The organism is Thalassococcus sp. S3 (assembly GCF_004216475.1).
Classification (GTDB): Bacteria; Pseudomonadota; Alphaproteobacteria; order Rhodobacterales; family Rhodobacteraceae.
The window spans coordinates 477,166-502,035 of record NZ_CP022303.1; the positions used below are offsets into that span (position 1 = coordinate 477,166).

The 24,870-nt window shown below is 60.0% G+C and carries 24 protein-coding genes; 15 read left to right on the plus strand and 9 right to left on the minus strand.

The genetic code is table 11. The features are described from left to right. Window positions 1–156 precede the first annotated feature (156 nt). Window positions 157–663 (plus strand): antirestriction protein ArdA, encoded by a 507-nt coding sequence (locus CFI11_RS02445; protein WP_130402722.1) that lies wholly within the window; start codon window positions 157–159, stop codon window positions 661–663. A gap of 294 nt (window positions 664–957) precedes the next feature. On the opposite strand, the gene CFI11_RS02450 is transcribed toward CFI11_RS02445, so the two are convergent. Further along, complete coding sequence (locus CFI11_RS02450; protein ID WP_130402724.1) at window positions 958–1,512, minus strand: peroxiredoxin-like family protein; 555 nt, start codon at window positions 1,510–1,512, stop codon at window positions 958–960. An 86-nt stretch (window positions 1,513–1,598) separates the two neighbouring features. Between CFI11_RS02450 and CFI11_RS02455 the strand changes: the two genes are divergently transcribed. From CFI11_RS02455 to rpoC, 9 genes are all read left to right on the plus strand, one after another. After that, window positions 1,599–2,333, plus strand: a complete 735-nt coding sequence (locus CFI11_RS02455) for an AraC family transcriptional regulator (RefSeq protein WP_130402726.1) — start codon at window positions 1,599–1,601, stop codon at window positions 2,331–2,333. A 142-nt stretch (window positions 2,334–2,475) separates the two neighbouring features. After that, complete coding sequence (secE, locus tag CFI11_RS02460) at window positions 2,476–2,676, plus strand: preprotein translocase subunit SecE (protein ID WP_130402728.1); 201 nt, start codon at window positions 2,476–2,478, stop codon at window positions 2,674–2,676. A gap of 214 nt (window positions 2,677–2,890) precedes the next feature. Further along, complete coding sequence (gene nusG, locus CFI11_RS02465; protein ID WP_130409906.1) at window positions 2,891–3,424, plus strand: transcription termination/antitermination protein NusG; 534 nt, start codon at window positions 2,891–2,893, stop codon at window positions 3,422–3,424. A 172-nt stretch (window positions 3,425–3,596) separates the two neighbouring features. Then, window positions 3,597–4,022: a 50S ribosomal protein L11 gene (gene rplK, locus CFI11_RS02470; protein WP_130402730.1), complete on the plus strand. Its 426-nt coding sequence runs from the start codon at window positions 3,597–3,599 to the stop codon at window positions 4,020–4,022. Between the two features lies 1 nt (window position 4,023). Then, the gene (gene rplA / locus CFI11_RS02475; protein WP_130402732.1) at window positions 4,024–4,722 is read left to right on the plus strand and encodes a 50S ribosomal protein L1; all 699 of its coding nucleotides are present in this window, start codon (window positions 4,024–4,026) and stop codon (window positions 4,720–4,722) included. Between the two features lie 275 nt (window positions 4,723–4,997). Beyond that, complete coding sequence (gene rplJ, locus CFI11_RS02480) at window positions 4,998–5,513, plus strand: 50S ribosomal protein L10 (RefSeq protein ID WP_130402734.1); 516 nt, start codon at window positions 4,998–5,000, stop codon at window positions 5,511–5,513. A gap of 72 nt (window positions 5,514–5,585) precedes the next feature. After that, window positions 5,586–5,966: a 50S ribosomal protein L7/L12 gene (rplL, locus tag CFI11_RS02485; RefSeq protein WP_130402736.1), complete on the plus strand. Its 381-nt coding sequence runs from the start codon at window positions 5,586–5,588 to the stop codon at window positions 5,964–5,966. Between the two features lie 296 nt (window positions 5,967–6,262). Then, window positions 6,263–10,399, plus strand: coding sequence for a DNA-directed RNA polymerase subunit beta (gene rpoB / locus CFI11_RS02490; protein ID WP_130402738.1), 4,137 nt, complete (start codon window positions 6,263–6,265; stop codon window positions 10,397–10,399). A gap of 96 nt (window positions 10,400–10,495) precedes the next feature. Then, a complete protein-coding gene (rpoC, locus tag CFI11_RS02495) occupies window positions 10,496–14,737 on the plus strand; it encodes a DNA-directed RNA polymerase subunit beta' (protein ID WP_130402740.1) in 4,242 nt (1,413 codons plus the stop codon). Window positions 14,738–14,796: 59 nt separating this feature from the next. On the opposite strand, the gene CFI11_RS02500 is transcribed toward rpoC, so the two are convergent. The 7 genes from CFI11_RS02500 to CFI11_RS02530 are packed head-to-tail and all read right to left on the minus strand — an operon-like array spanning window position 14,797 to window position 20,394. Next, window positions 14,797–15,627: an ABC transporter permease gene (locus CFI11_RS02500; protein WP_130402742.1), complete on the minus strand. Its 831-nt coding sequence runs from the start codon at window positions 15,625–15,627 to the stop codon at window positions 14,797–14,799. Next, window positions 15,620–16,558 carry an ABC transporter permease gene (locus CFI11_RS02505; protein WP_130402744.1) on the minus strand — a complete coding sequence of 313 codons (939 nt, stop codon included), beginning with the start codon at window positions 16,556–16,558 and terminating at the stop codon, window positions 15,620–15,622. Before CFI11_RS02505 ends, CFI11_RS02500 begins: the two co-directional genes overlap by 8 nt. Then, on the minus strand, window positions 16,555–17,280 hold the full coding sequence (locus CFI11_RS02510) for an ABC transporter ATP-binding protein (protein WP_130402746.1): 726 nt from the start codon (window positions 17,278–17,280) through the stop codon (window positions 16,555–16,557). Before CFI11_RS02510 ends, CFI11_RS02505 begins: the two co-directional genes overlap by 4 nt. After that, complete coding sequence (locus CFI11_RS02515) at window positions 17,274–17,957, minus strand: ATP-binding cassette domain-containing protein (protein WP_130402748.1); 684 nt, start codon at window positions 17,955–17,957, stop codon at window positions 17,274–17,276. The genes CFI11_RS02510 and CFI11_RS02515 overlap by 7 nt, the downstream gene beginning before the upstream one ends. After that, on the minus strand, window positions 17,954–19,477 hold the full coding sequence (locus CFI11_RS02520; RefSeq protein ID WP_130402750.1) for an ABC transporter substrate-binding protein: 1,524 nt from the start codon (window positions 19,475–19,477) through the stop codon (window positions 17,954–17,956). Before CFI11_RS02520 ends, CFI11_RS02515 begins: the two co-directional genes overlap by 4 nt. 12 nt (window positions 19,478–19,489) lie before the next feature. Further along, window positions 19,490–19,762, minus strand: a complete 273-nt coding sequence (locus tag CFI11_RS02525; RefSeq protein ID WP_130402752.1) for a DUF6525 family protein — start codon at window positions 19,760–19,762, stop codon at window positions 19,490–19,492. After that, complete coding sequence (locus CFI11_RS02530) at window positions 19,759–20,394, minus strand: DUF1826 domain-containing protein (protein ID WP_130402754.1); 636 nt, start codon at window positions 20,392–20,394, stop codon at window positions 19,759–19,761. Before CFI11_RS02530 ends, CFI11_RS02525 begins: the two co-directional genes overlap by 4 nt. A 216-nt stretch (window positions 20,395–20,610) precedes the next feature. Between CFI11_RS02530 and CFI11_RS02535 the strand changes: the two genes are divergently transcribed. From CFI11_RS02535 to CFI11_RS02545, 3 genes are all read left to right on the plus strand, one after another. Beyond that, entirely contained in the window at window positions 20,611–21,021 is a 411-nt protein-coding gene (locus CFI11_RS02535) for an Rrf2 family transcriptional regulator (RefSeq protein ID WP_130402756.1), read from the plus strand. A 154-nt stretch (window positions 21,022–21,175) separates the two neighbouring features. Continuing rightward, window positions 21,176–21,979: a glycosyltransferase gene (locus CFI11_RS02540; protein WP_130402758.1), complete on the plus strand. Its 804-nt coding sequence runs from the start codon at window positions 21,176–21,178 to the stop codon at window positions 21,977–21,979. A 5-nt stretch (window positions 21,980–21,984) separates the two neighbouring features. Then, window positions 21,985–22,854, plus strand: a complete 870-nt coding sequence (locus CFI11_RS02545; RefSeq protein WP_254449006.1) for a DMT family transporter — start codon at window positions 21,985–21,987, stop codon at window positions 22,852–22,854. Here the strand turns inward: CFI11_RS02545 and CFI11_RS02550 are convergent. Next, window positions 22,843–23,652, minus strand: coding sequence for a putative rhamnosyl transferase (locus CFI11_RS02550; protein WP_130402762.1), 810 nt, complete (start codon window positions 23,650–23,652; stop codon window positions 22,843–22,845). The genes CFI11_RS02545 and CFI11_RS02550 overlap by 12 nt on opposite strands. A 342-nt stretch (window positions 23,653–23,994) precedes the next feature. Between CFI11_RS02550 and rpsL the strand changes: the two genes are divergently transcribed. Both rpsL and rpsG read left to right on the plus strand, forming a co-directional pair. Next, window positions 23,995–24,366, plus strand: coding sequence for a 30S ribosomal protein S12 (gene rpsL, locus CFI11_RS02555; RefSeq protein WP_005621086.1), 372 nt, complete (start codon window positions 23,995–23,997; stop codon window positions 24,364–24,366). A gap of 12 nt (window positions 24,367–24,378) precedes the next feature. Next, entirely contained in the window at window positions 24,379–24,849 is a 471-nt protein-coding gene (rpsG, locus tag CFI11_RS02560; RefSeq protein ID WP_130402764.1) for a 30S ribosomal protein S7, read from the plus strand. Window positions 24,850–24,870 lie beyond the last annotated feature (21 nt).

The following is a 24,870-nucleotide window of genomic DNA, read 5'->3' on the forward strand; positions in this document are numbered from 1 at the left end:
CCTACTGCCCCAAAGCAAAATCGACACAGACCGTGGTTCGGCCAGCTGGCCTGCACCCGCACCATCTGCATCGATTTGGCTTTTCCCCCTCTACCAGCACTCGCCGTGAGCAGGGTTGCAAGCGCAACCCAAACCTCATGATGAAAGGGTGACATAATGACGACGTTCTACGCACAACCATACGATATTCATGCTTCAGGTTTCTATTTTGACGATGCAGAAAGCTACCTGAGCAAGATTGGCATCATTACCAACGAATTTGGTGATCTGGTCGAAGAGTTTGACATCCAGTTCCTTGATGGAGAGTGGATCGACGCAGAACTGGCAACAGCCATCGGCGTCAATCAAGCGAACGTCTTAGATGTGATGGCGGCCATGGAAGGGTGGGGTGACCATCAGAAAACGTTAGTCATCCTCGCAGCAGGTGAATGCGGCTATGCCTTTGACCCTGCTGATGATGATCCTGACGGTTTAGACGTGGATATCTATCCGGTTAGTAGTTTGAGAGAGCTAGCGGAGCACTTTGTGGAAGAGGGGCTGTTTGGTGAGATATCTGAGCAGCTAGGTCGCTACCTCGATTATGATGCCATCGCGCGTGACCTAAGCGTAGATTATACGGAAACCAGCGTGGCGGGTGAAAGCCTCATTTATCGTTGCGGTTAAGAGGTGCCGAAGAGGTGCGTACCCCGAAAGGGTGTATGTGAACAGCGGACAAAAACCCTTGTACAGCAAGATTCGGTGCCGCTAGCGTCCCAGTGAGTTTGAAAACAGGTGCAAAAAGGGCCGAAAGTTACACATTTTTTTACACAGTACACAGTTTGACGCAAATTTACCGTGTAAAAACAGTGGCTAAAAGAACCTCTAAGCGGTCTCCAAAACCGTAGGTCGCGGGTTCGAACCCTGCTGCCCCTGCCACCTTCAAACACAGCTTGACCTGCGGTCGCCAATAGCGATCCGCTACGCTACGGTCTTGGCCGGCAAAGATCCGGTGTATTCGCCGCGTGCGGGATAGGCGTTTGCGATGGCAAAATCCAGCGCGCTGACCAGTTCCGAAAAATGCGGGCGCACAAACGGCATGGTCTGAACCGCGCCGTAGTAGAGCGTTTGCTCTGGTGTCACCATGAAAAGGCCGGGCTCGGAAAAGAGATCGGGTTCTTCTATGCCAATGGATGTCTTCCCACGGCTCGTAGAAATGTAGAGTCCCCAATCCCGGGCGGCCTGGAGGTCGAGATCATACCCGATCCGCAAAGAGGTGTTTTCTATCTTTTCCGCCATGGCGCGCGCGCGATCTTCCGGATCAGCGCTGACGGCGATGCAGGCGACCCCACGCTCGGCAAAACCTGCGACGCGTGTTTGAAATTCCTTCAGATAGGTGGCGCAGATTGGGCAATGCAGACCGCGATAAAAGCAAATCACGGTGCCACGTTCGGTTGTCGATGCGGCGAGATCGAACGCAGGGCCATCAAGTGTGGGAACGGTCAGGTTTGGTGACTTCTGCCGTGGAATAAGCATGTCGGGCTCCTTGTGAATTGCGATGACAGACCCATACAGGGTATAGTGATGCGGAAAATTCCAAAAAACTGATCCAAACACCGAAAATGCCTCAACACGATCGCCTCTCAGCGCTGATGAACCGCTTTACGCTCACCGTTCGACCATTCGATGACAGCGGCTCTCAACTCAAAATCCTGTGCGATGGCGCGGATCGGAAGTCTGTGCTTTTGGCGCCCTCTGGCATCGCATCGCTGCCCGGCGGTCAGTCGGAGGTGTTCAGCGCCCGCGTCGATTGGGGAGGGATTTCAAATCCGCTCTTTGCCGGTTTGCCGGACTTCGTGTGTCATGCGGTTGAGCCCGCGTCGGAACTCGATCAACTCATTAAAGTCCTGTGCGCCGAGCACATCGCCCAAAGATGCGGTGTGGCATCGGTTCTGAACCGCATGGCAGAAATCGTGATGGTCAAGCTGATGCGCGCGCTGATCGAGGATGGCGCTGTCAAAACGGGCGTCTTGGCCGGTCTTGCAGACAAGCGTCTTAGCCGCACACTTGTCGCGCTGCACGAGATGCCCGGGAAGACTTGGACCAATGCCGACATGGCGCATGTGGCCGGTCTTTCGGTGAGCCGGTTTTCCGAGTTGTTCCGGGAGGCCGTCGGAGTGACGCCGTCGGCATATCTGCGTCAATGGCGATTTGCCTTGGCCAGACAGGATCTGGTGCGCGGCGATAGGGTCGACGCGGTCGCGCGCAGATACGGCTATGGCTCCTCGGAAGCGCTCAATCATATGTTCCGGCGCATGTCTGGCGCCACGCCGATCTCGGCACGCTTGGGCGGATAGCCCCGGAGGCTTGCGGCTTGGGCGGCGTGCCCGGCGCACGCCTTGATGATGAGGACGAAGCTTCGGCACGGTCAAAGCGGTCTTGAATTCGCCGAGAACGCCCGTTATGTCCGCATGATCCGAAACCCGATGGGGCGTTGATATGGCCACCACCAATCCAATCCAGTTCATCCAGCAGGTCCGTGCCGAGGTGGCAAAGATTGTATGGCCGACGCGCCGAGAGACATTCCTGACAACTGTCATGGTGTTCATCATGGCAGCGTTGACGGCTGTTTTTTTTGCAATCGTGGATCTTTTGATCCGCGGCGGGCTGCAGGTGGTGCTGGGCTTTTTCGGATCCTGACATTGCGGCGTACTAGGCCTGCGCCGGTTGCGTCTTGGGGGCTTGCGCATAGCAGCTTTCAGGAGTAGGTGAAGCTCCACTCTGACCAAAGGCGTGCGGCGATTCGTGTTGCACGCCGCTTTTTGTTCAGGGCGTGGGCATGAAAATGCCCGTACATATCAATTTCCTACGGCCCGATTACGACCGGGTCGGCAAGGCGAGGGCAACAAGCGTCATGGCGAAGCGTTGGTATTCGGTCAGCGTTCTTTCGAATTTCGAAAAGAAGATCGCGGAACAGATCCGGACATCCGTAGCCGAGCATGGGCTTGAGGACGATATCGACGAGGTTCTGGTGCCGACCGAAGAAGTGATCGAAGTGCGCCGCGGCAAGAAAGTCACGACGGAGCGGCGCTTCATGCCGGGCTATGTTCTGGTGCATATGGAGATGTCGGATCAGGGATATCACCTGATCAACTCGATCAACCGGGTCACGGGCTTTCTGGGTCCGCAGGGGCGGCCGATGCCCATGCGGGATGCGGAAGTGAACCAGATCCTGAACCGGGTGCAGGAAGGTGAAGAGGCGCCACGCACGCTGATCCATTTCGAGGTTGGCGAGAAGGTGAAGGTCAACGATGGACCGTTCGAGGATTTCGACGGAATGGTCGAGGAAGTCGACGACGAGAACCAGCGTCTGAAGGTGACGGTGTCGATCTTCGGTCGGGAAACGCCGGTCGAGCTGGAATATACGCAGGTCACCAAGCAGGCCTGACGGAAGCGCTCATCAAGCCCTGGCGGGCTTTCTTCGCGAAGCGGAGAGTGAGCAAAGAGACGTGGGAGGTTGAGGCGCCGCGGTGACCTGACCGGACCACGACAACCCGGGCGCTTGGACGCCCAAGACCCAAACCGGCGCGCCGGGGCGGGGTTGGAAAAGGAGATGGCCCATGGCCAAGAAACTCGCAGGCACCATGAAGTTGCAGGTGCCCGCCGGACAAGCGAACCCTTCCCCGCCGGTCGGCCCGGCGCTGGGTCAGCGCGGCATCAACATTATGGAATTCTGCAAGGCGTTCAACGCCAAGACAGCAGATATGGAGCCTGGTGCCCCCTGTCCGACGGTGATCACGTACTATCAGGACAAGTCCTTCACCATGGACATCAAGACGCCGCCGGCGTCCTACTACCTGAAAAAGGCAGCGAAGGTTAAATCCGGCGCCAACAACCCGTCGCGGGAGACGGTGGGCACGGTGACCGCGGCACAGGTGAAAGAGATCGCGGAAGCGAAGATGAAAGATCTCAACGCCAACGACGTGGATGCGGCGATGCAGATTATTCTTGGCTCGGCCAAGTCCATGGGCATTGAGGTGAAGTAAGATGGCGAAGCTTGGAAAACGCACCCGTGCGGCCCGCGAGGCCTTCGCTGGAAAAGAGAACCTGTCGGTCGAAGACGCTGTAGCCCTGGTCAAGGGCAACGCCTCGGCCAAGTTCGACGAAACGGTCGAGGTTGCGGTCAATCTGGGCGTCGACCCTCGTCACGCGGACCAGATGGTCCGCGGCGTGGTTGGTTTGCCGAATGGGACGGGCAAAGCCGTCCGCGTGGCCGTGTTTGCCCGCGGTCCCAAGGCGGATGAGGCGAAGGAAGCTGGTGCGGATATCGTGGGCGCCGAGGATCTGATGGAAACGGTGCAGGGCGGCAAGATCGAGTTTGACCGCTGTATCGCGACCCCGGACATGATGCCTATCGTGGGCCGTCTGGGTAAAGTGCTGGGGCCGCGTAACCTGATGCCGAACCCCAAGGTGGGCACAGTGACCATGGATGTGGCCGACGCTGTCAAAGCGGCCAAGGGCGGCGAAGTGCAGTTCAAGGTCGAAAAGGCAGGCGTTGTGCATGCGGGCGTTGGTAAGGCTTCTTTTGATGAGGCCAAGCTGGTCGAGAATGTACGCGCGTTTGTCTCTGCGGTGGCCAAGGCAAAGCCTGCCGGTGCCAAGGGCACGTATATGAAAAAGATCGCGCTGAGCTCCACGATGGGCCCCGGCGTGTCGATCGCTGTTGACGACGCTGCTTCGGAGTAATCCCGGCGTGTTGTGCAAGAATTCCCAATGGCAATTGCCCGCGGGAATGGCAGGGCCGGACCACCGGCCCTGACCTGTCCGAGACGGAGGGTGCGCTGCGCCGAAAGCCCGCAAGGGCTTGAGAAGCGGCACATAAATCCTTCCTGAGATGGGAAACGAGATTCTGATCGCCTTGTCGGGTGATTTTGGCTCGGGACCCTGAAACGGACCCGATGCTCCGGAGCGATCCGGAGTGAATGAGAGCCGGGGGGAGACCCCCAAATTGGAGTAAAACTGTGGATAGAGCCCAGAAAGAGAAAGTGGTCGAGGAACTCGGCCAGATCTTCGAAAGCTCTGGCGTCGTCGTGGTTGCCCACTACGCCGGTCTGACAGTTGCCGAGATGCAGGACCTGCGCGCGCGTGCTCGCGAAGCAGGCGGGTCGGTCCGCGTCGCCAAGAACAGGCTCGCCAAGATCGCCCTTCAGGGAAAGCCATGTGAAAGCATGACCGACCTTCTGACGGGTATGACCGTTCTGACCTATTCCGAGGACCCCGTGGCGGCAGCCAAGGTGGCCGAGGACTTCGCCAAGGAGAACAAAAAGTTCGAAATCCTTGGCGGGGCGATGGGCGAGAACGCTCTGGACCGGGCCGGTGTCGAAGCCGTGTCGAAAATGCCGTCGCGCGAGGAGCTTATCGCCTCCATCGTCGGCTGCATCGGCGCACCCGCTTCGAACATTGCCGGGGCCATTGGCGCACCTGCTTCGAATATTGCGTCCATCCTGTCCACGATCGAGGATAAGGCGGCCGCTTAAGGCAAACGTCAGCTGGCGTGGGGTTGATTGCCCGACGTTGGAACACATTTATGCAAACGGAAAGAGCTGAACATGGCTGATCTGAAAAAACTGGCAGAAGAGATCGTTGGTCTGACCCTGCTGGAAGCACAAGAACTGAAAACAATCCTCAAAGACGAATACGGCATCGAGCCCGCCGCAGGCGGCGCGGTGATGATGGCCGGCCCCGCAGGCGACGCCGGTGGCGCCGCTGAGGAAGAGAAGACCGAATTCGACGTTATTCTGGTGGCTGCCGGCGCGTCGAAGATCAACGTCATCAAAGAAGTCCGCGCCATCACCGGCCTGGGCCTGAAAGAAGCCAAGGAACTGGTGGAAGCAGGCGGCAAAGCCGTGAAAGAGCAAGCCTCCAAAGAGGAAGCGGAAGAGATCAAGGGCAAGCTGGAAGCAGCTGGCGCCGAGGTTGAACTGAAGTGATGACAGCCGGAACGTAGTCGTTTTCCGATCCGGAAAACGGCTGGAATTCGTCACGAATTCCGGGGCGTTCCAAGCTGAGAACAAGGGCTGGGTCCGGTGAAAAACCGGGCTCAGCCGAACCCGTCTTAGAAAGGGCTTTGTGATCCAAGCCCTTTCTCAGGCGGGGGACCCGGATCGGGAGGCTGCCATTGGGACGGCGGCCATGAATGGATCCGGACCCGCTGTCTCGTATGGGCAAGCTGCCGTGGCCCGCCGGCAGTCTTGACCGGTGAGAAACTCGAAAGGTGACACCTGATATGGCTCAATCCTTCCTTGGCCAGAAACGTCTTCGGAAATATTACGGCAAGATCCGCGAAGTGCTGGACATGCCGAACCTCATCGAGGTGCAAAAGTCATCCTATGATCTGTTCCTGAAATCCGGCGACCAGCCCCAGCCTCTTGATGGTGAGGGGATCATGGGCGTCTTCCAGTCGGTCTTCCCGATCAAGGATTTCAACGAAACCTCCGTGCTGGAATTCGTCAAATACGAGCTGGAAAAGCCCAAATACGACGTTGAGGAATGCCAGCAGCGCGACATGACCTACAGCGCACCCCTCAAGGTGACGCTGCGCCTGATCGTGTTCGATGTCGATGAAGACACTGGCGCGAAATCCGTCAAGGACATCAAGGAACAAGACGTTTTCATGGGCGACATGCCCCTGATGACACCCAACGGGACGTTCATCGTGAACGGAACCGAGCGCGTGATCGTCTCTCAGATGCACCGCTCGCCCGGCGTGTTCTTTGATCATGACAAGGGTAAGACCCATTCCTCGGGCAAGCTGCTCTTTGCCTGCCGCATCATTCCCTATCGCGGCTCCTGGCTCGACTTCGAGTTCGACGCCAAGGACATCGTCTATGCCCGCATCGACCGCCGCCGCAAACTGCCGGTGACCACGCTGCTGTATGCGCTGGGACTGGATCAGGAAGGCATTATGGATGCCTATTTCGATACCGTCAGCTACCGGCTGGAGAAGAACAAGGGTTGGGTCACCCCCTTCTTCCCCGAGCGTGTACGCGGCACCCGGCCGACCTATGATCTGATTGACGCCACCTCCGGCGAGGTCATCGCCGAGGCCGGTAAGAAGGTTACGCCGCGTGCGGTCAAGAAGCTGATCGACGAAGGCACGGTCACCGACTTGCTCGTCCCCTTCGATCACATTGTCGGCAAATTCGTCGCCAAGGACATCATCAACGAAGAAACCGGCGCGATTTACGTCGAGGCCGGGGACGAGCTGACGCTGGAATACGACAAGGATGGCGACCTGATCGGCGGCACCGCGAAGGAACTGATCGACAATGGCGTGACCGATATCCCGGTGCTCGACATCGATAACGTCAATGTCGGCCCGTACATGCGCAACACTATGGCGATGGACAAGAACATGAACCGCGAAACCGCGCTCATGGACATCTACCGTGTGATGCGTCCGGGTGAGCCGCCCACCGTTGAGGCCGCCTCGACCCTGTTCGATACGCTCTTCTTTGACAGCGAGCGCTATGATCTGTCCGCCGTGGGCCGGGTCAAAATGAACATGCGCCTGGCACTCGATGCCGATGATACCCAGCGCACGCTGCGCAAGGAAGATATCGTCGCCTGTATCAAGGCGCTGGTTGAGTTGCGCGACGGCAAAGGTGACGTGGACGATATCGACCACCTCGGCAACCGCCGTGTTCGCTCGGTCGGCGAGCTGATGGAGAACCAGTACCGCGTGGGTCTCTTGCGGATGGAGCGTGCGATCAAGGAACGCATGTCGTCGGTCGAGATCGACACGGTGATGCCACAGGATCTGATCAATGCGAAACCGGCGGCTGCGGCTGTACGCGAGTTCTTTGGCTCGTCCCAGCTGTCTCAGTTCATGGACCAGACCAACCCGCTGTCGGAAGTCACGCACAAACGCCGCCTGTCGGCGCTTGGGCCGGGTGGTCTGACCCGTGAGCGTGCGGGCTTTGAGGTGCGCGACGTGCACCCGACCCATTATGGCCGGATGTGCCCGATTGAGACGCCGGAAGGTCCGAATATCGGTCTGATCAACTCGCTGGCCACTTTTGCCCGCGTGAACAAGTACGGCTTCATCGAAACGCCTTACCGGGTGGTCAAGGACAGCCAGGTCACCGACGAAGTGCACTACATGTCGGCCACCGAAGAGATGCGGCACACCGTGGCGCAGGCCAACGCCAAGCTGGACGAAAGCGGGCGCTTTGTGAACGACCTCGTCTCCACTCGGCAATCCGGCGACTACACGCTGGCGCCGACAGAGAACGTCGACCTGATCGACGTCTCGCCAAAACAGTTGGTTTCGGTCGCGGCCTCGCTGATCCCGTTCCTGGAAAACGACGACGCGAACCGTGCTCTGATGGGTTCGAACATGCAACGTCAGGCGGTTCCGCTTTTGCGGGCCGAAGCGCCGCTGGTTGGCACCGGCATTGAAGAGGTCGTGGCCCGCGATTCCGGCGCTGCGATCATGGCGAAGCGCGGCGGTATCATCGACCAGGTTGATGCGCAGCGGATCGTGATCCGGGCGACCGAGGATCTGGAACTGGGCGATGCGGGTGTGGACATCTACCGTATGCGCAAATTCCAGCGCTCGAACCAGAACACCTGCATCAACCAGCGTCCGCTGGTGAAGGTGGGCGACACCGTCCAGAAGGGCGAGGTGATCGCCGACGGTCCGTCGACCGATCTGGGTGAACTGGCGCTCGGCAAGAACGTGGTCGTCGCCTTCATGCCGTGGAATGGCTACAACTACGAGGACTCGATCCTGATCTCCGAGCGCATTGCGCGTGACGACGTCTTTACCTCGATCCATATCGAGGAATTCGAGGTCGCCGCCCGCGATACCAAGCTTGGGCCGGAAGAGATCACTCGCGATATCCCGAATGTCGGCGAGGAAGCCCTGCGCAACCTCGACGAGGCGGGCATTGTCTATATCGGCGCCGATGTGGAGCCGGGCGATATCCTCGTGGGCAAAATCACCCCGAAAGGCGAAAGCCCGATGACGCCGGAGGAGAAACTGCTCCGCGCCATCTTTGGTGAGAAAGCTTCCGATGTGCGCGACACGTCGCTGCGAGTGAAGCCGGGTGACTTTGGCACAGTCGTCGAGGTGCGTGTCTTCAACCGCCACGGCGTGGAGAAAGACGAACGTGCGCTGCAGATCGAGCGGGAAGAGGTCGAACGTCTGGCCCGGGACCGGGACGACGAACTCGCCATCCTCGACCGCAACATCTATGCGCGTCTTAAGGGCCTGATCCTTGGCAAGACCGTTGCCAAGGGGCCGAAAGGCGTCTCTTCCGGCGCGGTGATCACCGAGGACCTGCTGGAGACGATGATCCGCAGCCAGTGGTGGCAACTGGCCTTGGCTGAAGAAACCGACGCCCAGATCGTCGAGGCCCTGAACGAGCAATACGAGGTGCAGAAACGCGCCCTTGATGCCCGGTTCGAGGACAAGGTCGAGAAGGTGCGCCGTGGCGATGATCTGCCCCCGGGTGTGATGAAGATGGTCAAGGTCTTCGTCGCGGTGAAGCGTAAGCTACAGCCGGGCGACAAGATGGCCGGGCGTCACGGCAACAAGGGCGTGATCTCGAAAGTGGTGCCGATGGAGGACATGCCATTCCTGTCCGACGGAACCCCGGTCGATTTCTGCCTCAATCCGCTGGGCGTGCCGTCGCGGATGAACGTGGGTCAGATCCTCGAAACCCACATGGGCTGGGCCGCACGCGGTCTGGGCCTGAACGTGGACGAGGCGCTGCAGGAATATCGCCGCAGCGGTGACCTGACCCCGGTACGCGACGCGATGAGCCACGCCTACGGCGAGGATGTCTATGACGAAGGCATCGCGTCCATGGACGAGGAGCATCTGATCGAAGCCGCCGGTAACGTCACACGCGGTGTGCCGATTGCAACGCCGGTCTTCGACGGTGCGAAAGAGGCGGACGTGAATGACGCACTCGTGCGTGCGGGCTTCTCCGAAAGCGGTCAGTCGGTCCTCTTTGACGGCCGCACCGGTGAGCAGTTTGCGCGTCCGGTGACGGTGGGCATCAAGTACCTGCTGAAACTGCACCACCTGGTGGACGACAAGATCCATGCGCGTTCGACCGGGCCCTACAGCCTCGTCACCCAGCAGCCGCTGGGCGGTAAGGCGCAGTTCGGCGGTCAGCGTTTCGGGGAGATGGAGGTCTGGGCTCTGGAAGCCTACGGCGCCGCCTACACCCTGCAGGAGATGCTGACCGTGAAGTCGGACGACGTGGCTGGCCGGACCAAGGTCTACGAGAGCATCGTCAAGGGCGAGGACAACTTCGAAGCGGGTGTTCCCGAGAGCTTCAACGTTCTCGTGAAAGAAGTCCGCGGCCTCGGCCTGAATATGGAACTCCTGGATGCGGAGGAGACGGAGTGATCCGGGCAGCCGGAATTTGACACAAATTCCGGCCGTTTTCCGTCACGGAAAACGGCGCCCCGAACCCATCTTTCCGCCCGAATTTGAGGTATCAAAATGAACCAGGAACTGACCAACAACCCGTTCAACCCGCTGACCCCGCCGAAGGTCTTTGATGAGATCAAGGTCTCTCTGGCGAGCCCGGAGCGGATCCTCTCGTGGTCCTATGGCGAGATCAAGAAGCCCGAGACCATCAACTACCGCACGTTCAAGCCCGAGCGTGACGGCCTCTTCTGCGCGCGTATCTTTGGCCCGATCAAGGATTACGAATGCCTCTGCGGCAAATACAAACGCATGAAGTATCGTGGCGTCGTCTGCGAGAAATGCGGTGTGGAGGTCACGCTGCAAAAGGTCCGCCGCGAGCGGATGGGCCACATCGAACTGGCCGCCCCCGTGGCTCACATCTGGTTTCTGAAATCGCTGCCCTCCCGCATCGGCCTGATGCTGGACATGACGCTGCGCGATCTGGAGCGGGTGCTTTATTTCGAAAACTACGTGGTGATCGAACCCGGTCTGACCGATCTGACCTATGGCCAGATGCTGACCGAGGAAGAGTTCATGGACGCGCAGGATGCTTATGGCATGGACGCGTTCACCGCCAATATTGGCGCCGAAGCGATCCGTGAGATGCTGGCCCAGATCGACCTGGAGGCCGAGGCCGAGCAATTGCGCGCGGATCTTGCCGAAGCGACGGGTGAGCTGAAGCCCAAGAAGATCATCAAACGCTTGAAAGTGGTCGAGAGCTTCCTGGAGTCCGGCAACCGCCCGGAATGGATGGTTCTGACCGTGATCCCGGTGATCCCGCCGGAACTGCGCCCGCTGGTGCCGTTGGATGGGGGCCGTTTCGCGACCTCCGACCTCAACGATCTGTACCGCCGGGTGATCAACCGGAACAACCGTCTGAAGCGTCTGATCGAGCTGCGCGCGCCTGATATCATTGTCCGCAACGAAAAGCGGATGCTGCAGGAATCCGTTGATGCTCTCTTCGACAACGGCCGTCGTGGCCGCGTCATCACGGGCGCCAACAAGCGCCCGCTGAAATCGCTATCGGACATGCTGAAAGGTAAGCAGGGCCGCTTCCGTCAGAACCTTCTGGGTAAGCGGGTCGACTTCTCGGGCCGTTCGGTCATCGTGACCGGACCGGAACTGAAGCTGCATCAATGCGGTCTGCCGAAGAAGATGGCGCTCGAATTGTTCAAGCCGTTCATCTACTCGCGGCTTGAGGCGAAGGGCCTGTCCTCGACCGTCAAGCAAGCCAAGAAGCTGGTGGAAAAGGAACGTCCCGAGGTTTGGGACATTCTGGATGAGGTCATTCGCGAACACCCTGTCATGCTGAACCGTGCACCCACGCTGCACCGTTTGGGTATTCAGGCGTTCGAGCCGGTGCTCATCGAAGGTAAGGCGATCCAGCTTCACCCGCTGGTCTGTTCGGCCTTCAACGCGGACTTCGACGGTGACCAGATGGCCGTGCACGTCCCGCTGAGCCTTGAGGCGCAGCTGGAAGCGCGTGTGCTGATGATGTCCACCAACAACGTGCTGTCGCCCGCGAATGGCGCTCCGATCATCGTGCCGTCGCAGGACATGATCCTGGGTCTCTACTATGTCACGCTGCAACGCGAAGGCATGAAGGGCGAGGGCAAGATCTTCGGCTCGATCGAAGAGGTGCAGCACGCACTGGATGCGGGTGAGGTGCATCTGCACTCCAAGATCACCGCTCGGATCACGCAGATCGACGAAAACGGCCTCGAAGTGCAAAAGCGCTTTGAAACCACGCCGGGCCGTGTGCGCCTGGGTGCTCTGCTGCCGCTGAACGCCAAGGCGCCGTTCGAACTGGTCAACCGTCTTCTGCGCAAGAAGGAAGTGCAGCAGGTCATCGACACCGTCTACCGCTATTGCGGCCAGAAAGAGAGTGTCATCTTCTGTGACCAGATCATGACGCTGGGCTTTCAAGAGGCGTTCAAGGCCGGTATCTCGTTCGGCAAGGACGACATGGTGATCCCCGATGACAAATGGGGCATCGTGGACGACACGCGAGATCAGGTGAAGGATTTCGAACAGCAATACATGGACGGCCTCATCACCCAGGGTGAGAAGTACAACAAGGTCGTCGATGCCTGGTCGAAATGTAACGACCGCGTCACCGATGCGATGATGAACACCATCTCCGCTTCCCAGCGGGACGAGGCTGGCGCCGAGATGGAGCCGAACTCGGTCTACATGATGGCGCATTCCGGTGCCCGGGGGTCGGTCACACAGATGAAGCAATTGGGCGGCATGCGCGGCCTGATGGCTCGTCCGAATGGCGACATCATCGAAACGCCGGTGATCTCGAACTTCAAGGAAGGCCTGACCGTTCTGGAGTACTTCAACTCCACCCACGGTGCGCGGAAGGGTCTGTCGGACACCGCTCTGAAAACGGCGAACTCGGGTTATCTGACCCGCCGTCTGGTGGACGTCGCGCAGGACTGCATCGTGCGTATGCACGATTGCGGCACCGAGAACGCGATCAACGCCGAACCTGCGGTCAATGACGGTGATGTTGTGGCCTCGCTGGGCGAACGGATCCTCGGTCGTGTCGCTGCCGAAGACATCCTGCGTCCCGGCACGGACGAGGTCATCGTGTCCGAAGGCCAGTTGATCGACGAGCGGATGGCGGATGCCATCGAAGAATGCGGTCTGCAATCTGCCCGCATCCGGTCGCCGCTGACCTGCGAGGCCGAAGAGGGCGTCTGCGCGATGTGCTACGGGCGTGACCTTGCACGCGGCACCATGGTGAACACCGGCGAAGCGGTGGGTATCATCGCGGCGCAATCCATTGGTGAGCCGGGCACGCAGCTGACGATGCGGACCTTCCACATCGGCGGCGTTGCTCAGGGTGGTCAGCAATCGTTCCTCGAAGCCTCGCAAGAGGGCAAGATCGTCTTTGAAAATGCCCAGACGCTGCAGAACGCGGCGGGCGAGACGATGGTGATGGGCCGCAACATGAAGCTGATCATCCAGGATGAGCAGGGCGAGGAACGCGCCAGCCACAAGCTGGGCTATGGCTCCAAGCTCTTCGTCAAGGATGCTGATACCGTGGCCCGGGGCGATAAGCTGTTCGAGTGGGACCCCTACACGCTGCCGATCATTGCCGAAAAGGCGGGTACGGCGAAGTTCGTCGATCTGGTCAGCGGCATCGCGGTCCGGGACGAGACGGACGATGCCACCGGCATGACCCAGAAGATCGTGATCGACTGGCGTGCCGCGCCCAAGGGCAATGAGCTCAAGCCGGAGATCATTCTGGTGGGTGAGGATGGCGAACCGGTCCGCAACGATGCGGGCAACCCGGTGACCTATCCGATGTCGGTGGATGCGATCCTGTCGATCGAGGATGGCCAAACCATCCTGGCCGGTGACGTCGTGGCCCGGATCCCGCGGGAAGGCGCCAAGACCAAGGACATCACCGGTGGTCTGCCGCGTGTGGCCGAACTCTTTGAGGCACGCCGCCCCAAAGACCACGCCATCATCGCCGAGATCGACGGCTATGTGCGGTTTGGACGCGACTACAAGAACAAGCGTCGGATCAGCATCGAGCCCAGCGACGAGTCGATGGAGCCGGTGGAGTACATGGTGCCCAAGGGCAAGCACATCCCGGTACAGGAAGGCGACTTCATCCAGAAGGGCGACTACATCATGGACGGCAACCCGGCGCCCCATGACATCCTGTCGATCCTTGGGGTCGAAGCGCTGGCCGATTACATGATCAACGAGGTGCAGGAGGTCTATCGTCTGCAGGGCGTGAAGATCAACGACAAGCACATCGAGGTCATCGTGCGCCAGATGCTCCAGAAGTGGGAGATCATGGATTCCGGTGACACGACGCTCCTGAAGGGCGAACATGTCGACAAGCAGGAATTCGACGCGGCCTGTGAAAAGGCGATTGCCAAGGGCGGTCGTCCGGCACAGGGCGAGCCGATCCTCCTGGGCATCACCAAGGCGTCGCTGCAGACGCGGTCCTTTATCTCGGCGGCTTCGTTCCAGGAAACGACCCGCGTGCTGACCGAAGCCTCGGTTCAGGGCAAGAAGGACAAGCTGGTCGGTCTGAAAGAGAACGTCATCGTGGGTCGTTTGATCCCCGCCGGTACAGGCGGCGCGACGCAGCGCGTCCGTCGCATTGCGACCGAGCGCGACAATGTCGTGATCGAAGCGCGCCGGGAAGAGGCCGAAGCGGCCGCCGCCCTGGCCGCACCGATGCAGGACGACGTGATCGGCGGCGACGAGTTCGACACGTTGGTGGAGACACCCGAAAGCCGGGATTGATACCCACCAAACTTTTCGAAATGCGAAAGCGCGGAGAGACATCTCCGCGCTTTTTTCATTCAGGCGTTTCCTCTCGGTTGATCGGAGCCTTCCGGCGCGCGCTTTTCCTCATGTCTGGCAAGAGCGTCCCGCAGGGCGTCACCAGTCAGGTTGATTGCCAGAACGCAGATCACGACGGCAATGCCGGGCCAGATCATCTGCAGCGGTGTTGAGCGCATGTGGATCCGGGCATCCAGCAGCATTGTTCCCCACTCGGGCGAGGGCGGTTGGACACCGAAGCCCAGAAAACCAAGGGCCGAGATGCCCAGGATCGCGCGCGCAAACATACCGGTCCAAACCACGGTGAGTGATGGAAGAAGCGACGGAAGGTAGTGCCATCGGGCAATCGCCATCGGTGGCAGCCCGGCCAGTCGCGCCTGGATCACATATCCCCGGCTTTCAAGCGACAGACCGATGCCGCGCGCAACGCGCGCGTAGCGCATCCAGCCGGTGACACTCAGCGCCAGAATAAGGCTCCAGGTGCCCGATTGCAGCAGGCCCGCAATCACCACGGCGGCCACAAGATCGGGAAAGGCAAGAAACGTGTCCGTGACCCGCATCATGGCCCAGTCCACGCGCTTCCCACCAAGTGCGGCGATCAGACCGACCAGCGATCCAATGACAAGGCCGATCAGAGAGATCAAAAACGCAAGGCCCAGTGACCATTGGGCGCCGTGCAGGAGCCGGGACAGGATGTCTCTGCCCAAGGCATCCGTGCCCAGCAGCCACGTGGCGCTCGGCGGTTGTAGTCGGTTGGGAATATCTATGGCATTGGGATCATAGGGCGCAACAAGCGGGCCGCCGACAGCGATCGCGACAAAGACAAGGGCGAGAACGGCCACACTACGCATTGTGTGCTCCGATACGCGGGTCGATCAGGCGATAGATCACATCAATCAACAGGTTGATGGAGACGAACAACAAGGCGGTCAGGATCACAACGGCCTGTACCTTTGGAAAATCGCGGGCCTCGATCGCGCCGACAAGAAAGCTGCCCAGGCCGGGTCGGGCGAAAATCACTTCGACCATGACGGCTCCTTCCAAGAGAAAGGCAAGTTCCAGCCCGAAGACGGTGATCACCGGGACGGCGGCGTGTGGTGCCACGTGATGGCGCCCGATGGAACGCTCGGCGACGCCGCGCCGTCGCAGGGCGGGCAGAAACGGTTGGCCACGTGCTTCCAGAATGCCGGACCGCATGATGCGGGTCAGCGCCGCGGCCACGCCAAGCCCAAGGGTTAGGGCCGGAAGGATCATATGCGCTGGCGTACGGGCGCCCATGGCCGGCAACCATGCAAGCTTGACCGCGAAGAGAAGGACCAGGAGGAGCCCCAGCCAGTAGGCGGGTATGGCTGCACCCAGCGAAGCGAGGGCAACCGCGCCCCGGTCAATCCAGCCACCCGGTCGCCGGGTGGCAAGATGGGCAAGCGGCAACGATATGGCGATGCCGATGGCCAGACCCGTCAGTGCGAGCGGTATTGTGTAGGAGAGGGCCGAAAGCAGATCCGGCCAGACCGGTCGCCCCGTCACCGACGAATTGCCGAAATCACCGGTCAGCAAAGGGCCGATCCAGGCCAGAAAAGCGGGCCAAAACCCGGCATCGAACCCTGCTTCGGCCCGGATTTCGGCAAGGATCTCTTCCGGGACGACCGCATCATAACGGGCCAAGGCAATCGCGAGGGCGGGATCGCCGGGCGCGTGCCAAAGCAGCGAGAAGGTTGCAAGGGCTGTGCCGGCAAGAACGATGACCGCGCGCAGCAAAAGCCCCAGCAAGGCCTGTGTCACGCGACACGCTCCAAAGCGCCAAGTGAGAAGGCCGCGTTGCGCAGGACGCGACCGTATTCGGTCTGCGGCGCCGCGACGAAGTATTCCGCGCGGGTTAATTCCTCGATACGTCCGGCGCGCAGTACCGCGATCTCGTCGCCGTGGGCCGCCGCATATCCAAGATCATGGGTAACGACCAGGGCGGCAAATCCTTCCTCGGCCTGCAGCTCTGCGATCAAGCGGGCGGTGTGCTTCTGCGTCACCGCATCCAGGGCCGAGAGAGGTTCGTCAAAGAGAACGAGCCGGGGTGCCGCGATCAGTGCGCGCAGAATGCCGGCTCGCTGGGCCTGGCCGATGGACACTTCATGTGGCTGTCTGTCCAGCAGATCGGCGGGCAATTCCAGCCCCTCGCAAAGCCGGTCCAGGCGGACCGGATCATATGCCAAACGTTGAGCCTTGAGCGGCTCCAGAACCGATCTGCGCAAAGACAGAGCGGGATTGAATGCCGCCCTTGGCTCTTGCATGACAAGGCTTGGACGACAATTACGGACGGGTCCACCATCCCATGTGATCTTTCCAAGCGCGGGCTTGAGAAGGCCCAGAACCGCTCCAATAAGAGTGGACTTGCCCGCCCCGCTTTCCCCGACAACAGCAAGAGAGCATCCAGCGCCAAGATGCAGCGAAACGTTGTCCAACGTAGTGGATCTGCCGCGTTTGACTGTTACGTTTTCAACCTTCAGCATGGCAGACTAAGCCAGTTTCTATGCGCCGAGAGCGCCTTGGATGCGCGTGTTTCCGGCGCATGGAGCAGTCTTTCGGTCGGGGCGTCTTCGACGATTTGCCCACCCTCCATCACGATCAAGCGGTCCACGCGGCGGGCCGCGAGGCCAAGATCGTGGGTGATCAGCAGCATCGATGTCTGACGTTCCGACAGATATTCGTCCAGCAAATCCATTGTCCCGGCGGCCACCACGGGGTCGAGGGCGGATGTCGGCTCGTCCAGGACCAGCAGGTCAGGTGTTCCGATCAAAGCCAGCGCGATGACGAAGCGCTGCTGCATGCCACGGCTCCAGCCCCAGGGCCGCTTGCGCAGGTCACCCCCCTCTATCCGAAGCGCGGTGAAGATCTTTTGGCGTTCTTCGGTGGTCTGTCGCAGTCCGAGTGCGGCCTCGGCCTCCTGCCAGTGAAAGGACAGGCTCCGAAGCGGATCGAGCGCTTCGTCGGGGCTTTGCGGCACATGCGCCACGCGCTGTCCCCGTGCGCGCAAGTCGTCGATGAGTGCATGACCCAGTGTCGATTTCCCAGACCCGGAGGCCCCCACCAGGCCAATCCGTTCGCTGGGTGCGATGCTTAGGGATGTCGGCGCTAGGATCGTCCGGCCCGAACGCTGCACGCTCAGGCCGGTGACAGAGAGTGTCATTCGGTGATCGAAACCTTGTGGTTCATCCAGTATGTCTCGGTCGGGTGCACGGCATATCCGGTCAGACCGGCGCGCGCGACGTTGACCTGGCTGACATGGAAGACCGGGATCAGCGCGGCATCCTCTGCAATGATGTTTTGAACGTCATCGTAGATCAATGCCCGGGCCTCTGGTTCAAAGGTCAGCCGACCCTCTTTCAACAGCTTGTCCATCTCGGGGTTTGAATAGCCACCCGCATTGGACCCACCATCGCTCTGAAGCAGCGCTTCGGGAAACGCGCCCGGATCGCCTTGCGGAGTGGAGATCCAAGCCTGCAAGAAAAGATCCGCGGTGCCGTTCGCGATAGCGTCATTGCTGGCCCCGTATTCACCGACCCGCACCGTTGCTGTCACGCCAATGGCCTGAAGAAAGGCTTGGGTCAATTCTGCCGTTGGGGGGAGTGCTGCGCGGGAGGAGTAGGTGACAATGTCGATTTCCAGCGGCGCGCCGTCGATCATCCAAAGTCCGCCCTCCTTCACCGCACCTGCCTCGGCCAGCAGGCGCTCCGCCTCGGCGGGATCATATGACGGCGCGATATCCGCAGCCCATCCAAGACCGGCAGGAAATATCGTTCCGGCAGGAACGCCGCCAACACCGGACAAGGTCGCATCCACAACACCTTGACGATCAATCGCAAGGGACACGGCGCGCCGGATCAGCGGGTTTTGCATAGGGCCGTTCGCCGTATTCATCGAGTAGAAATAGAGCCGTGTTGTCGGAGCCGAGAAGCCTTGCGCGCCGGTGCTTTTGATGCGCTCAAAGTCGGCTTCGGGATAGTTGATGACCATATCGACCTCACCGGCCTCGAAGGCCAGCGCGGCCGAGGCGGGGTCGGCCGATTGAACGACACGGATCTCTGACAGGCCCGGGGCGCCGAGGCGATAGTTCAGGTTCGCCTCAACCCGGTAAAGCTGCTCGGGGATGGCTTCGCGAAAGACAAACGGTCCCGTCGCGTTGATTGGAAAGGCGTCGCTGACCGGCCCCAGCACAGCGATGCCCGGTTCCGAAAGCGTCCAGGGAAAGGCGGCGTTGGGGGAATTGGTCTCAAAGACGACATTTCTGTCCCCGTCTGCGGTCATCCCCGCCAGATCCAGGAGTTTTGCAATACGCGCATTGTGTCCTGGGTGGCCTTCTTCGGAAATGGGCGCAATCGCATCGATCACCGATTGGGCGGTGACAGGTGATCCGTCATGAAACTGCATGTCCTCGCGCAGCGTGACACGCCAGGTGGTCGGGTTGGTTTGTTCGATACTCTCCGCCACGCGCGGGACCAGCTTCAGGTCGTAATCAATCCCCATCAGGGTTTCGGTCACGCCCGTTTGGTTGGACAGCCACCCGTTGTAGCGGGCCCGAGGATCCGGAGCTTCATTGGCAGGGCCGCTCATCGTTGCGATTGTGAGGCTGCCTTGCTGAGCTGCAGCGGGCATCACCGTACCAAGCCCGACAAGGGCGGCAAGGGCGAGCCGTGTCAAAATGGACATGGGTAACTTCCTTTACGTTTGAACAATTGGGTCCCGCTCTACGGCCCACCGATCTCTTTTGAGACTGCGGGCTTCCGCCTGTGAGAGCGTTGTGATCGCTTCTTCGGCGCTCATACCTTTTGCACGGGCACGCATCCAGATCTTCCTGGCAGATGCCGGCGACCATGGCAGCGCGGCCTGCGACAGCCATTGCCGGATCGGCGCGGGCAGCGTGTCATATGTCTGCATGGATTGCCCCGGTCTGCGTCTGCGCCGCAGACTGGTCGCGCCGAGATTGCCGGTCACGCCTCATACTCCGGGCTTTCGACCGGGTCGAGGACCAGAACAAAGCGCGTCATCCCGGTTCCCTCAATCGGCGGCGAACGATGCAACAGCCCGGACTTTGGCTCCTCCGGCCACAGCGTGCCACGAAGAAGGATCGGCGCCCCGGTCGGAACTGTGAAGACACGCCGCGGCTCTGTCCCGTCGGTCGACAAGCCATATTGCGTTCCGGGGCCGCGATACGTGCAAACAAGACGCGCGGTGAGCCTGTCGATGTGAAACTTGCGGCACGCGTCGTTGGTGACCGCCTGCAATCGCAACCGCAGATAGTCTACGCCCATCAGGTTCGAAAAGACGTCGGCGAGTGCCGCGATGTCATCGATAAGGTGGTCGCGTTCCGCCCCCAAAGGTGTTTCCGCGATGTTGCACAACTGTTCGACAGCGTCTTTGGTCTGATCGGGGCGCAGGATCACGCGAGCTTGCGGGAAGTGGCTGGGAGACAGGGTATCCAGCCAGGACTGCATGTCTGGTGGTGTTTGTTTGCGCCAGATTGCTGCAGCATATCCCGGCATGAGAAAATGCCTCAGCGCGTCGGCTCGGTCGGCAACGGCAACACCGACGGCAGCGTCAGCAACGGTGGCGCGCTGGAGGGTCATGTGCCGACCACCCGCGTTTCATCATTTGAACGGATTTTGCGGCTCGAAAAAACTGGGCGAGAGAGGTAACGGGAGAGTGGCGTGACAGAAATGGGGTTGTCTTGCATGATTTGCACTCGGAAAATGAAGCGATACTAATGTCATGCAACTACATCAGTTACTAGATTTACGCAACAATCTTTGTTACGTGATTTCAAAGAATAGCGGAGTGTCGCTTTGAAGCGGAATGGTCGCCTTTATCTTGCTCTGCATACCCTTGGTCATATGGCTGGTGAACCGGAACGCACACGGACATCTGCCGATATCGCCGCCCACGCAGGCACCAATCCGGTTGTCGTGCGCCGTGTCCTTGGCCGGTTGCGCAAGGCGGGATTACTGACATCGGAAAAAGGACATGCAGGGGGATGGCGCTTGGCTCGTCCTCCGCAAAGCATCACGCTTGCGGATGTCTACCTCGCTCTGGACGAGCGGCTTATCGCGGAAGGGGGAGAGATCAGCGCCCCCGCATGCTCGGTCGAGCACGCATTGCATCGCCGGGTGACGGATGTGATGGAAGATATCGAGAGCAGCCTGATTGAACGCCTCGCCGCCACAACCATCGTCGAGGTTCGCAAAGTCGACGAATAAGGATCACTTGCTCGCATTTCTCACCGGGAGTGCAAGGGTCGCCTTGCCAGGAAAGATATGGTGCTGGTCTGTCCATACCCTCTGGACTTTGCCATTCTTGTGCCCGTTTCTTGCACTAGCGTGATGGAAAAGGTCAGGAGCCCGCGCGGTTTTCATGAATATTCAACTCAAGATCCTGATCCGGTTTTCCTATCTCTCAACCGCCGGTTTCTCATCGGCAAAGCGGGGGTTGGAGGCGGTGACGGGCATGCTTTACGATCCGGCGCGTCTTGAGCGTCGGTTTGCGTTGTTCGAAACCATCCTGTTGCCGTCGCTGGCGGCCCAGACCTCAACGGATATGCAGGTGGGTTTCCTGACGGGCGAGACACTTCCCAACGATGCGCGCCGCCGTCTGGAGATCCTTTTGGCACCGTATCCCTGGGCGCAGATCATCGACTTGCCGATCATGGAGCAATACCCCGCGATCAAGGCGGCCTTTGCCGCGATGCCTACCGATCCGGACGCGACGCATGTCGCGACGATGCGCACCGACGACGATGATGCGATGCATGTCACCATTGTCGAGCGCACCCGCCAATTGGCGCATCAGATCGGCGCCATCCGATTGTCGGCAGAGCCCTTCGTCATCGGCTTCAATCGCGGTCTTTTCATGTACCTGGGCGAGAGACAGCCGCATTACAGCGAAGTCTCCGTCCGGGCACCCCTGGGGATCGGATTGACAATGGTCGCCCCGGTCGATCATCCCGCCAACATCTATCGGCGCAACCATCGTGCCCTGCCGCAGTTCTTTGACTGCTATACCGAGGCACATTGCCCGATGTATGTGCGTACCGTGCATCAAGACAACGATTCCGGAGATCACCCGGACCCCGGCAAACCCATGCGGCCGCAGCGCCTCGATCCGCTTCTGCGGGATGGGTTCGGGCTGGATCCCGACCGATTGGCACAGCTTGGATGAGCAACATGACCGCCGCGAACACAAAGGGCGCGCTTTTGATGATCGGCAGCATGGCCGCCTTCACGGTCAGCGATACGTTCGTGAAGGCAACCGGTGGGCAGGTACCGCTTTTTCAGTTGATCACCTTGCGCACCATCCTGACAGCCGCCTTGCTTGGGGTCCTGGCCTGGCGGCTGGGCGCGCTGCGGTTCTCGGCAAACGGTGCGACCTGGGGTTTGATTGGTTTACGCTGCCTGGGCGAAATCGGTGCGGCCTATTTCTTTCTGACAGCGCTGCTGAATATGCCGCTTGCCAATATCACCGCGATCCTTCAGGTCCTTCCGCTCGTCGTGACCCTTGGGGCCTTCCTCTTTTTCAAAGAGCCGATCGGCTGGCGCAGGCTCAGCGCGATCTTCGTGGGCTTTGGCGGCATGTTGTTGATCGTCCGGCCAGGTCCGGACGGCTTTAGTCTTTACGCGGGCTATGCCTTGGCTGCCGTCCTGTGTGTCACCCTGCGTGATCTTGCGACCCGGCGGATGCCCGACGACATACCATCGCTGGGCATCGCCTTTCTGACATCGGTCGCAGTTTTGATCGCCGCGGCCTTCGCCAGCCTGACCGAGGAGTGGCGCCCGGTTGCCCCGCACCTGGCAGCCCTCATCTTCGGATCCTCCCTTTTCATCATGTGCGGTTATCTTCTGAGCGTGCTGGTGATGCGCGTTGGCGAGGTCTCGTTCGTGGCGCCCTTCCGTTATACAAGTCTTCTTTGGGCGCTTGTCTTGGGCTGGTTCGTCTTTGGCGACTGGCCCGACACGGTTACGTTGATCGGCGCGGGCATACTTGTCGCAAGCGGCGTTTTTACCTTCTACCGGGAACGGCAGGTTTCAGGCGTCTGAAAACACCCGCCGGACATGATCCGCGTCAATCGCAAAGCGGTTACGGAAGAGGTCTTCCCCTTCTTCGTTCAAACGTTCCAGCGGCACTTGCCGGACATTGCTGCCCTGCCTGCTGTCATTAAAATCGTTATGGCCGCGGACAAACATCGGGCTGTCGGTGATGGACACGGCAGGCATGAACCGCGGGAGCTTGTTATGGGCAAAGTTCATGATGCTTTGCCGGACGCCCTGCTGCACGGCGACAGCAAGCGCCACGCCCCAGAACGGCGTGAAATTCTCCGCCGCGAGAATGCCGCGTGCATCCGGTTGCGCGACATACCCCCGGTTGAAGTCGAAGGCGACCAGACGGTTGCGGTGCAAGAGACCGTCGCAATCCTTGGCGACCGACTTGAGACGTTCGATAAAATCGACGGCGACCGCATCATCATCGTCGTGGCGGAACTGAAGGCATGGCTCCAGATTTGCGCCGCGCGCTTCATTCAGCACGCCTTGCATGACCTTTCGGTGAGGGCCCGGAGGGTGAGCTTCGACCTTTGCTTGGGGAAACGCGGCGACCAGATCCATCAACCGTTCGCGCCACAATTGGGGAAGGCTCTCTCCGATCACGATCAAAAAGGTGAAATCCGGGTCGGTCTGGGCCTTTAATCCCGGTAACATCACGGTTTCGAAATGGCGAAACCGCTCCTCCATCCGTTCGGGCCGGTACAGATAGGCGATCCTGTCTTGCAGAGTTTCGTGCTCCACCTGAAAGCCGCCTTCTGCCGGGTAAGAAAACCGGCAGAGCCCGATCACCTTCATCTTTCCTGTCCCGCCGATTTTGCCTTGTTATCCAATGCAAACCTGCCATCCGAGACGTGTCCTTGGCAACCCGGCGGTGCTGTTGACAAGCTATCCGACTCCCCCTATACGCCCGCTATCTCGGCTCCGGGGGTCGCCCCATCCGCCGATCTCAGAGTGTAGTGGTCAAGATCCGGGCCCCTTTATCGCCCCGATCCTCTGATACCCAACCGCGTCGTTCACCTCGGAATGGGAACGATCGCGGGTTTTGCGCTTGTGGACGCACAGGGCGCGAGGAATTGAAACCGCACGCAACACCGCGTGCAGAGACGCAAGTGTTGCTAAGACGGGGATAAAACCGGAATGCCAACGATCCAACAGCTGATCCGCAAGCCGCGGCAGCCCAAAGTGAAACGCTCCAAATCCATGCATCTGGAGCAGTGCCCGCAGAAGCGTGGCGTGTGTACGCGTGTCTATACCACGACACCGAAGAAACCGAACTCCGCCATGCGGAAGGTCGCAAAGGTGCGCCTGACCAACGGGTTCGAGGTCATCTCATACATCCCCGGCGAGAGCCACAACCTGCAGGAACACTCGGTTGTGTTGATCCGCGGCGGTCGTGTGAAAGACCTTCCCGGTGTGCGTTACCACATTCTTCGCGGTGTTCTGGATACACAGGGCGTCAAAGACCGTAAGCAACGCCGCTCGAAATACGGCGCCAAGCGCCCCAAATAAGGAGAGCAGCAGATGTCACGTCGTCACGCCGCCGAAAAACGCGAAGTCCTGCCCGACGCCAAGTTTGGCGATAAGGTTCTGACCAAATTCATGAACAACCTGATGATCGACGGCAAAAAGTCGGTCGCAGAGAAAATCGTCTACAACGCGCTTGACCGCGTTGAAGGCAAGATCAAGCGCGCACCCGTCGAAGTGTTCCACGAAGCGCTCGACAACATCAAACCGGCTGTTGAGGTCCGTTCCCGCCGTGTCGGTGGTGCCACCTACCAGGTTCCGGTCGAAGTGCGCCCCGAACGCCGCGAGGCCCTGGCCATCCGCTGGCTGATCAACGCCTCACGCGCGCGCAACGAAAACACGATGGAAGAACGCCTCGCCGGTGAACTGCTGGATGCTGTGCAATCCCGTGGCTCCGCCGTGAAGAAGCGCGAAGACACCCACAAGATGGCAGAGGCCAACAAGGCCTTTTCGCATTACCGCTGGTAACCCTTTTCGAGGCTTAATCTC

Bases quoted from the DNA above. Each gene is read 5' to 3' on its own strand.
- CFI11_RS02445 (WP_130402722.1), top strand. From the start codon at position 157: ATGACGACGTTCTACGCACAACCATACGATATTCATGCTTCAGGTTTC.
- CFI11_RS02450 (WP_130402724.1), bottom strand. From the start codon at position 1,512: ATGCTTATTCCACGGCAGAAGTCACCAAACCTGACCGTTCCCACACTT.
- CFI11_RS02455 (WP_130402726.1), top strand. From the start codon at position 1,599: ATGCCTCAACACGATCGCCTCTCAGCGCTGATGAACCGCTTTACGCTC.
- secE (WP_130402728.1), top strand. From the start codon at position 2,476: ATGGCCACCACCAATCCAATCCAGTTCATCCAGCAGGTCCGTGCCGAG.
- nusG (WP_130409906.1), top strand. From the start codon at position 2,891: ATGGCGAAGCGTTGGTATTCGGTCAGCGTTCTTTCGAATTTCGAAAAG.
- rplK (WP_130402730.1), top strand. From the start codon at position 3,597: ATGGCCAAGAAACTCGCAGGCACCATGAAGTTGCAGGTGCCCGCCGGA.
- rplA (WP_130402732.1), top strand. From the start codon at position 4,024: ATGGCGAAGCTTGGAAAACGCACCCGTGCGGCCCGCGAGGCCTTCGCT.
- rplL (WP_130402736.1), top strand. From the start codon at position 5,586: ATGGCTGATCTGAAAAAACTGGCAGAAGAGATCGTTGGTCTGACCCTG.
- rpoB (WP_130402738.1), top strand. From the start codon at position 6,263: ATGGCTCAATCCTTCCTTGGCCAGAAACGTCTTCGGAAATATTACGGC.
- rpoC (WP_130402740.1), top strand. From the start codon at position 10,496: ATGAACCAGGAACTGACCAACAACCCGTTCAACCCGCTGACCCCGCCG.
- CFI11_RS02500 (WP_130402742.1), bottom strand. From the start codon at position 15,627: ATGCGTAGTGTGGCCGTTCTCGCCCTTGTCTTTGTCGCGATCGCTGTC.
- CFI11_RS02510 (WP_130402746.1), bottom strand. From the start codon at position 17,280: ATGCTGAAGGTTGAAAACGTAACAGTCAAACGCGGCAGATCCACTACG.
- CFI11_RS02515 (WP_130402748.1), bottom strand. From the start codon at position 17,957: ATGACACTCTCTGTCACCGGCCTGAGCGTGCAGCGTTCGGGCCGGACG.
- CFI11_RS02520 (WP_130402750.1), bottom strand. From the start codon at position 19,477: ATGTCCATTTTGACACGGCTCGCCCTTGCCGCCCTTGTCGGGCTTGGT.
- CFI11_RS02530 (WP_130402754.1), bottom strand. From the start codon at position 20,394: ATGACCCTCCAGCGCGCCACCGTTGCTGACGCTGCCGTCGGTGTTGCC.
- CFI11_RS02540 (WP_130402758.1), top strand. From the start codon at position 21,176: ATGAATATTCAACTCAAGATCCTGATCCGGTTTTCCTATCTCTCAACC.
- CFI11_RS02545 (WP_254449006.1), top strand. From the start codon at position 21,985: ATGACCGCCGCGAACACAAAGGGCGCGCTTTTGATGATCGGCAGCATG.
- CFI11_RS02550 (WP_130402762.1), bottom strand. From the start codon at position 23,652: ATGAAGGTGATCGGGCTCTGCCGGTTTTCTTACCCGGCAGAAGGCGGC.
- rpsL (WP_005621086.1), top strand. From the start codon at position 23,995: ATGCCAACGATCCAACAGCTGATCCGCAAGCCGCGGCAGCCCAAAGTG.
- rpsG (WP_130402764.1), top strand. From the start codon at position 24,379: ATGTCACGTCGTCACGCCGCCGAAAAACGCGAAGTCCTGCCCGACGCC.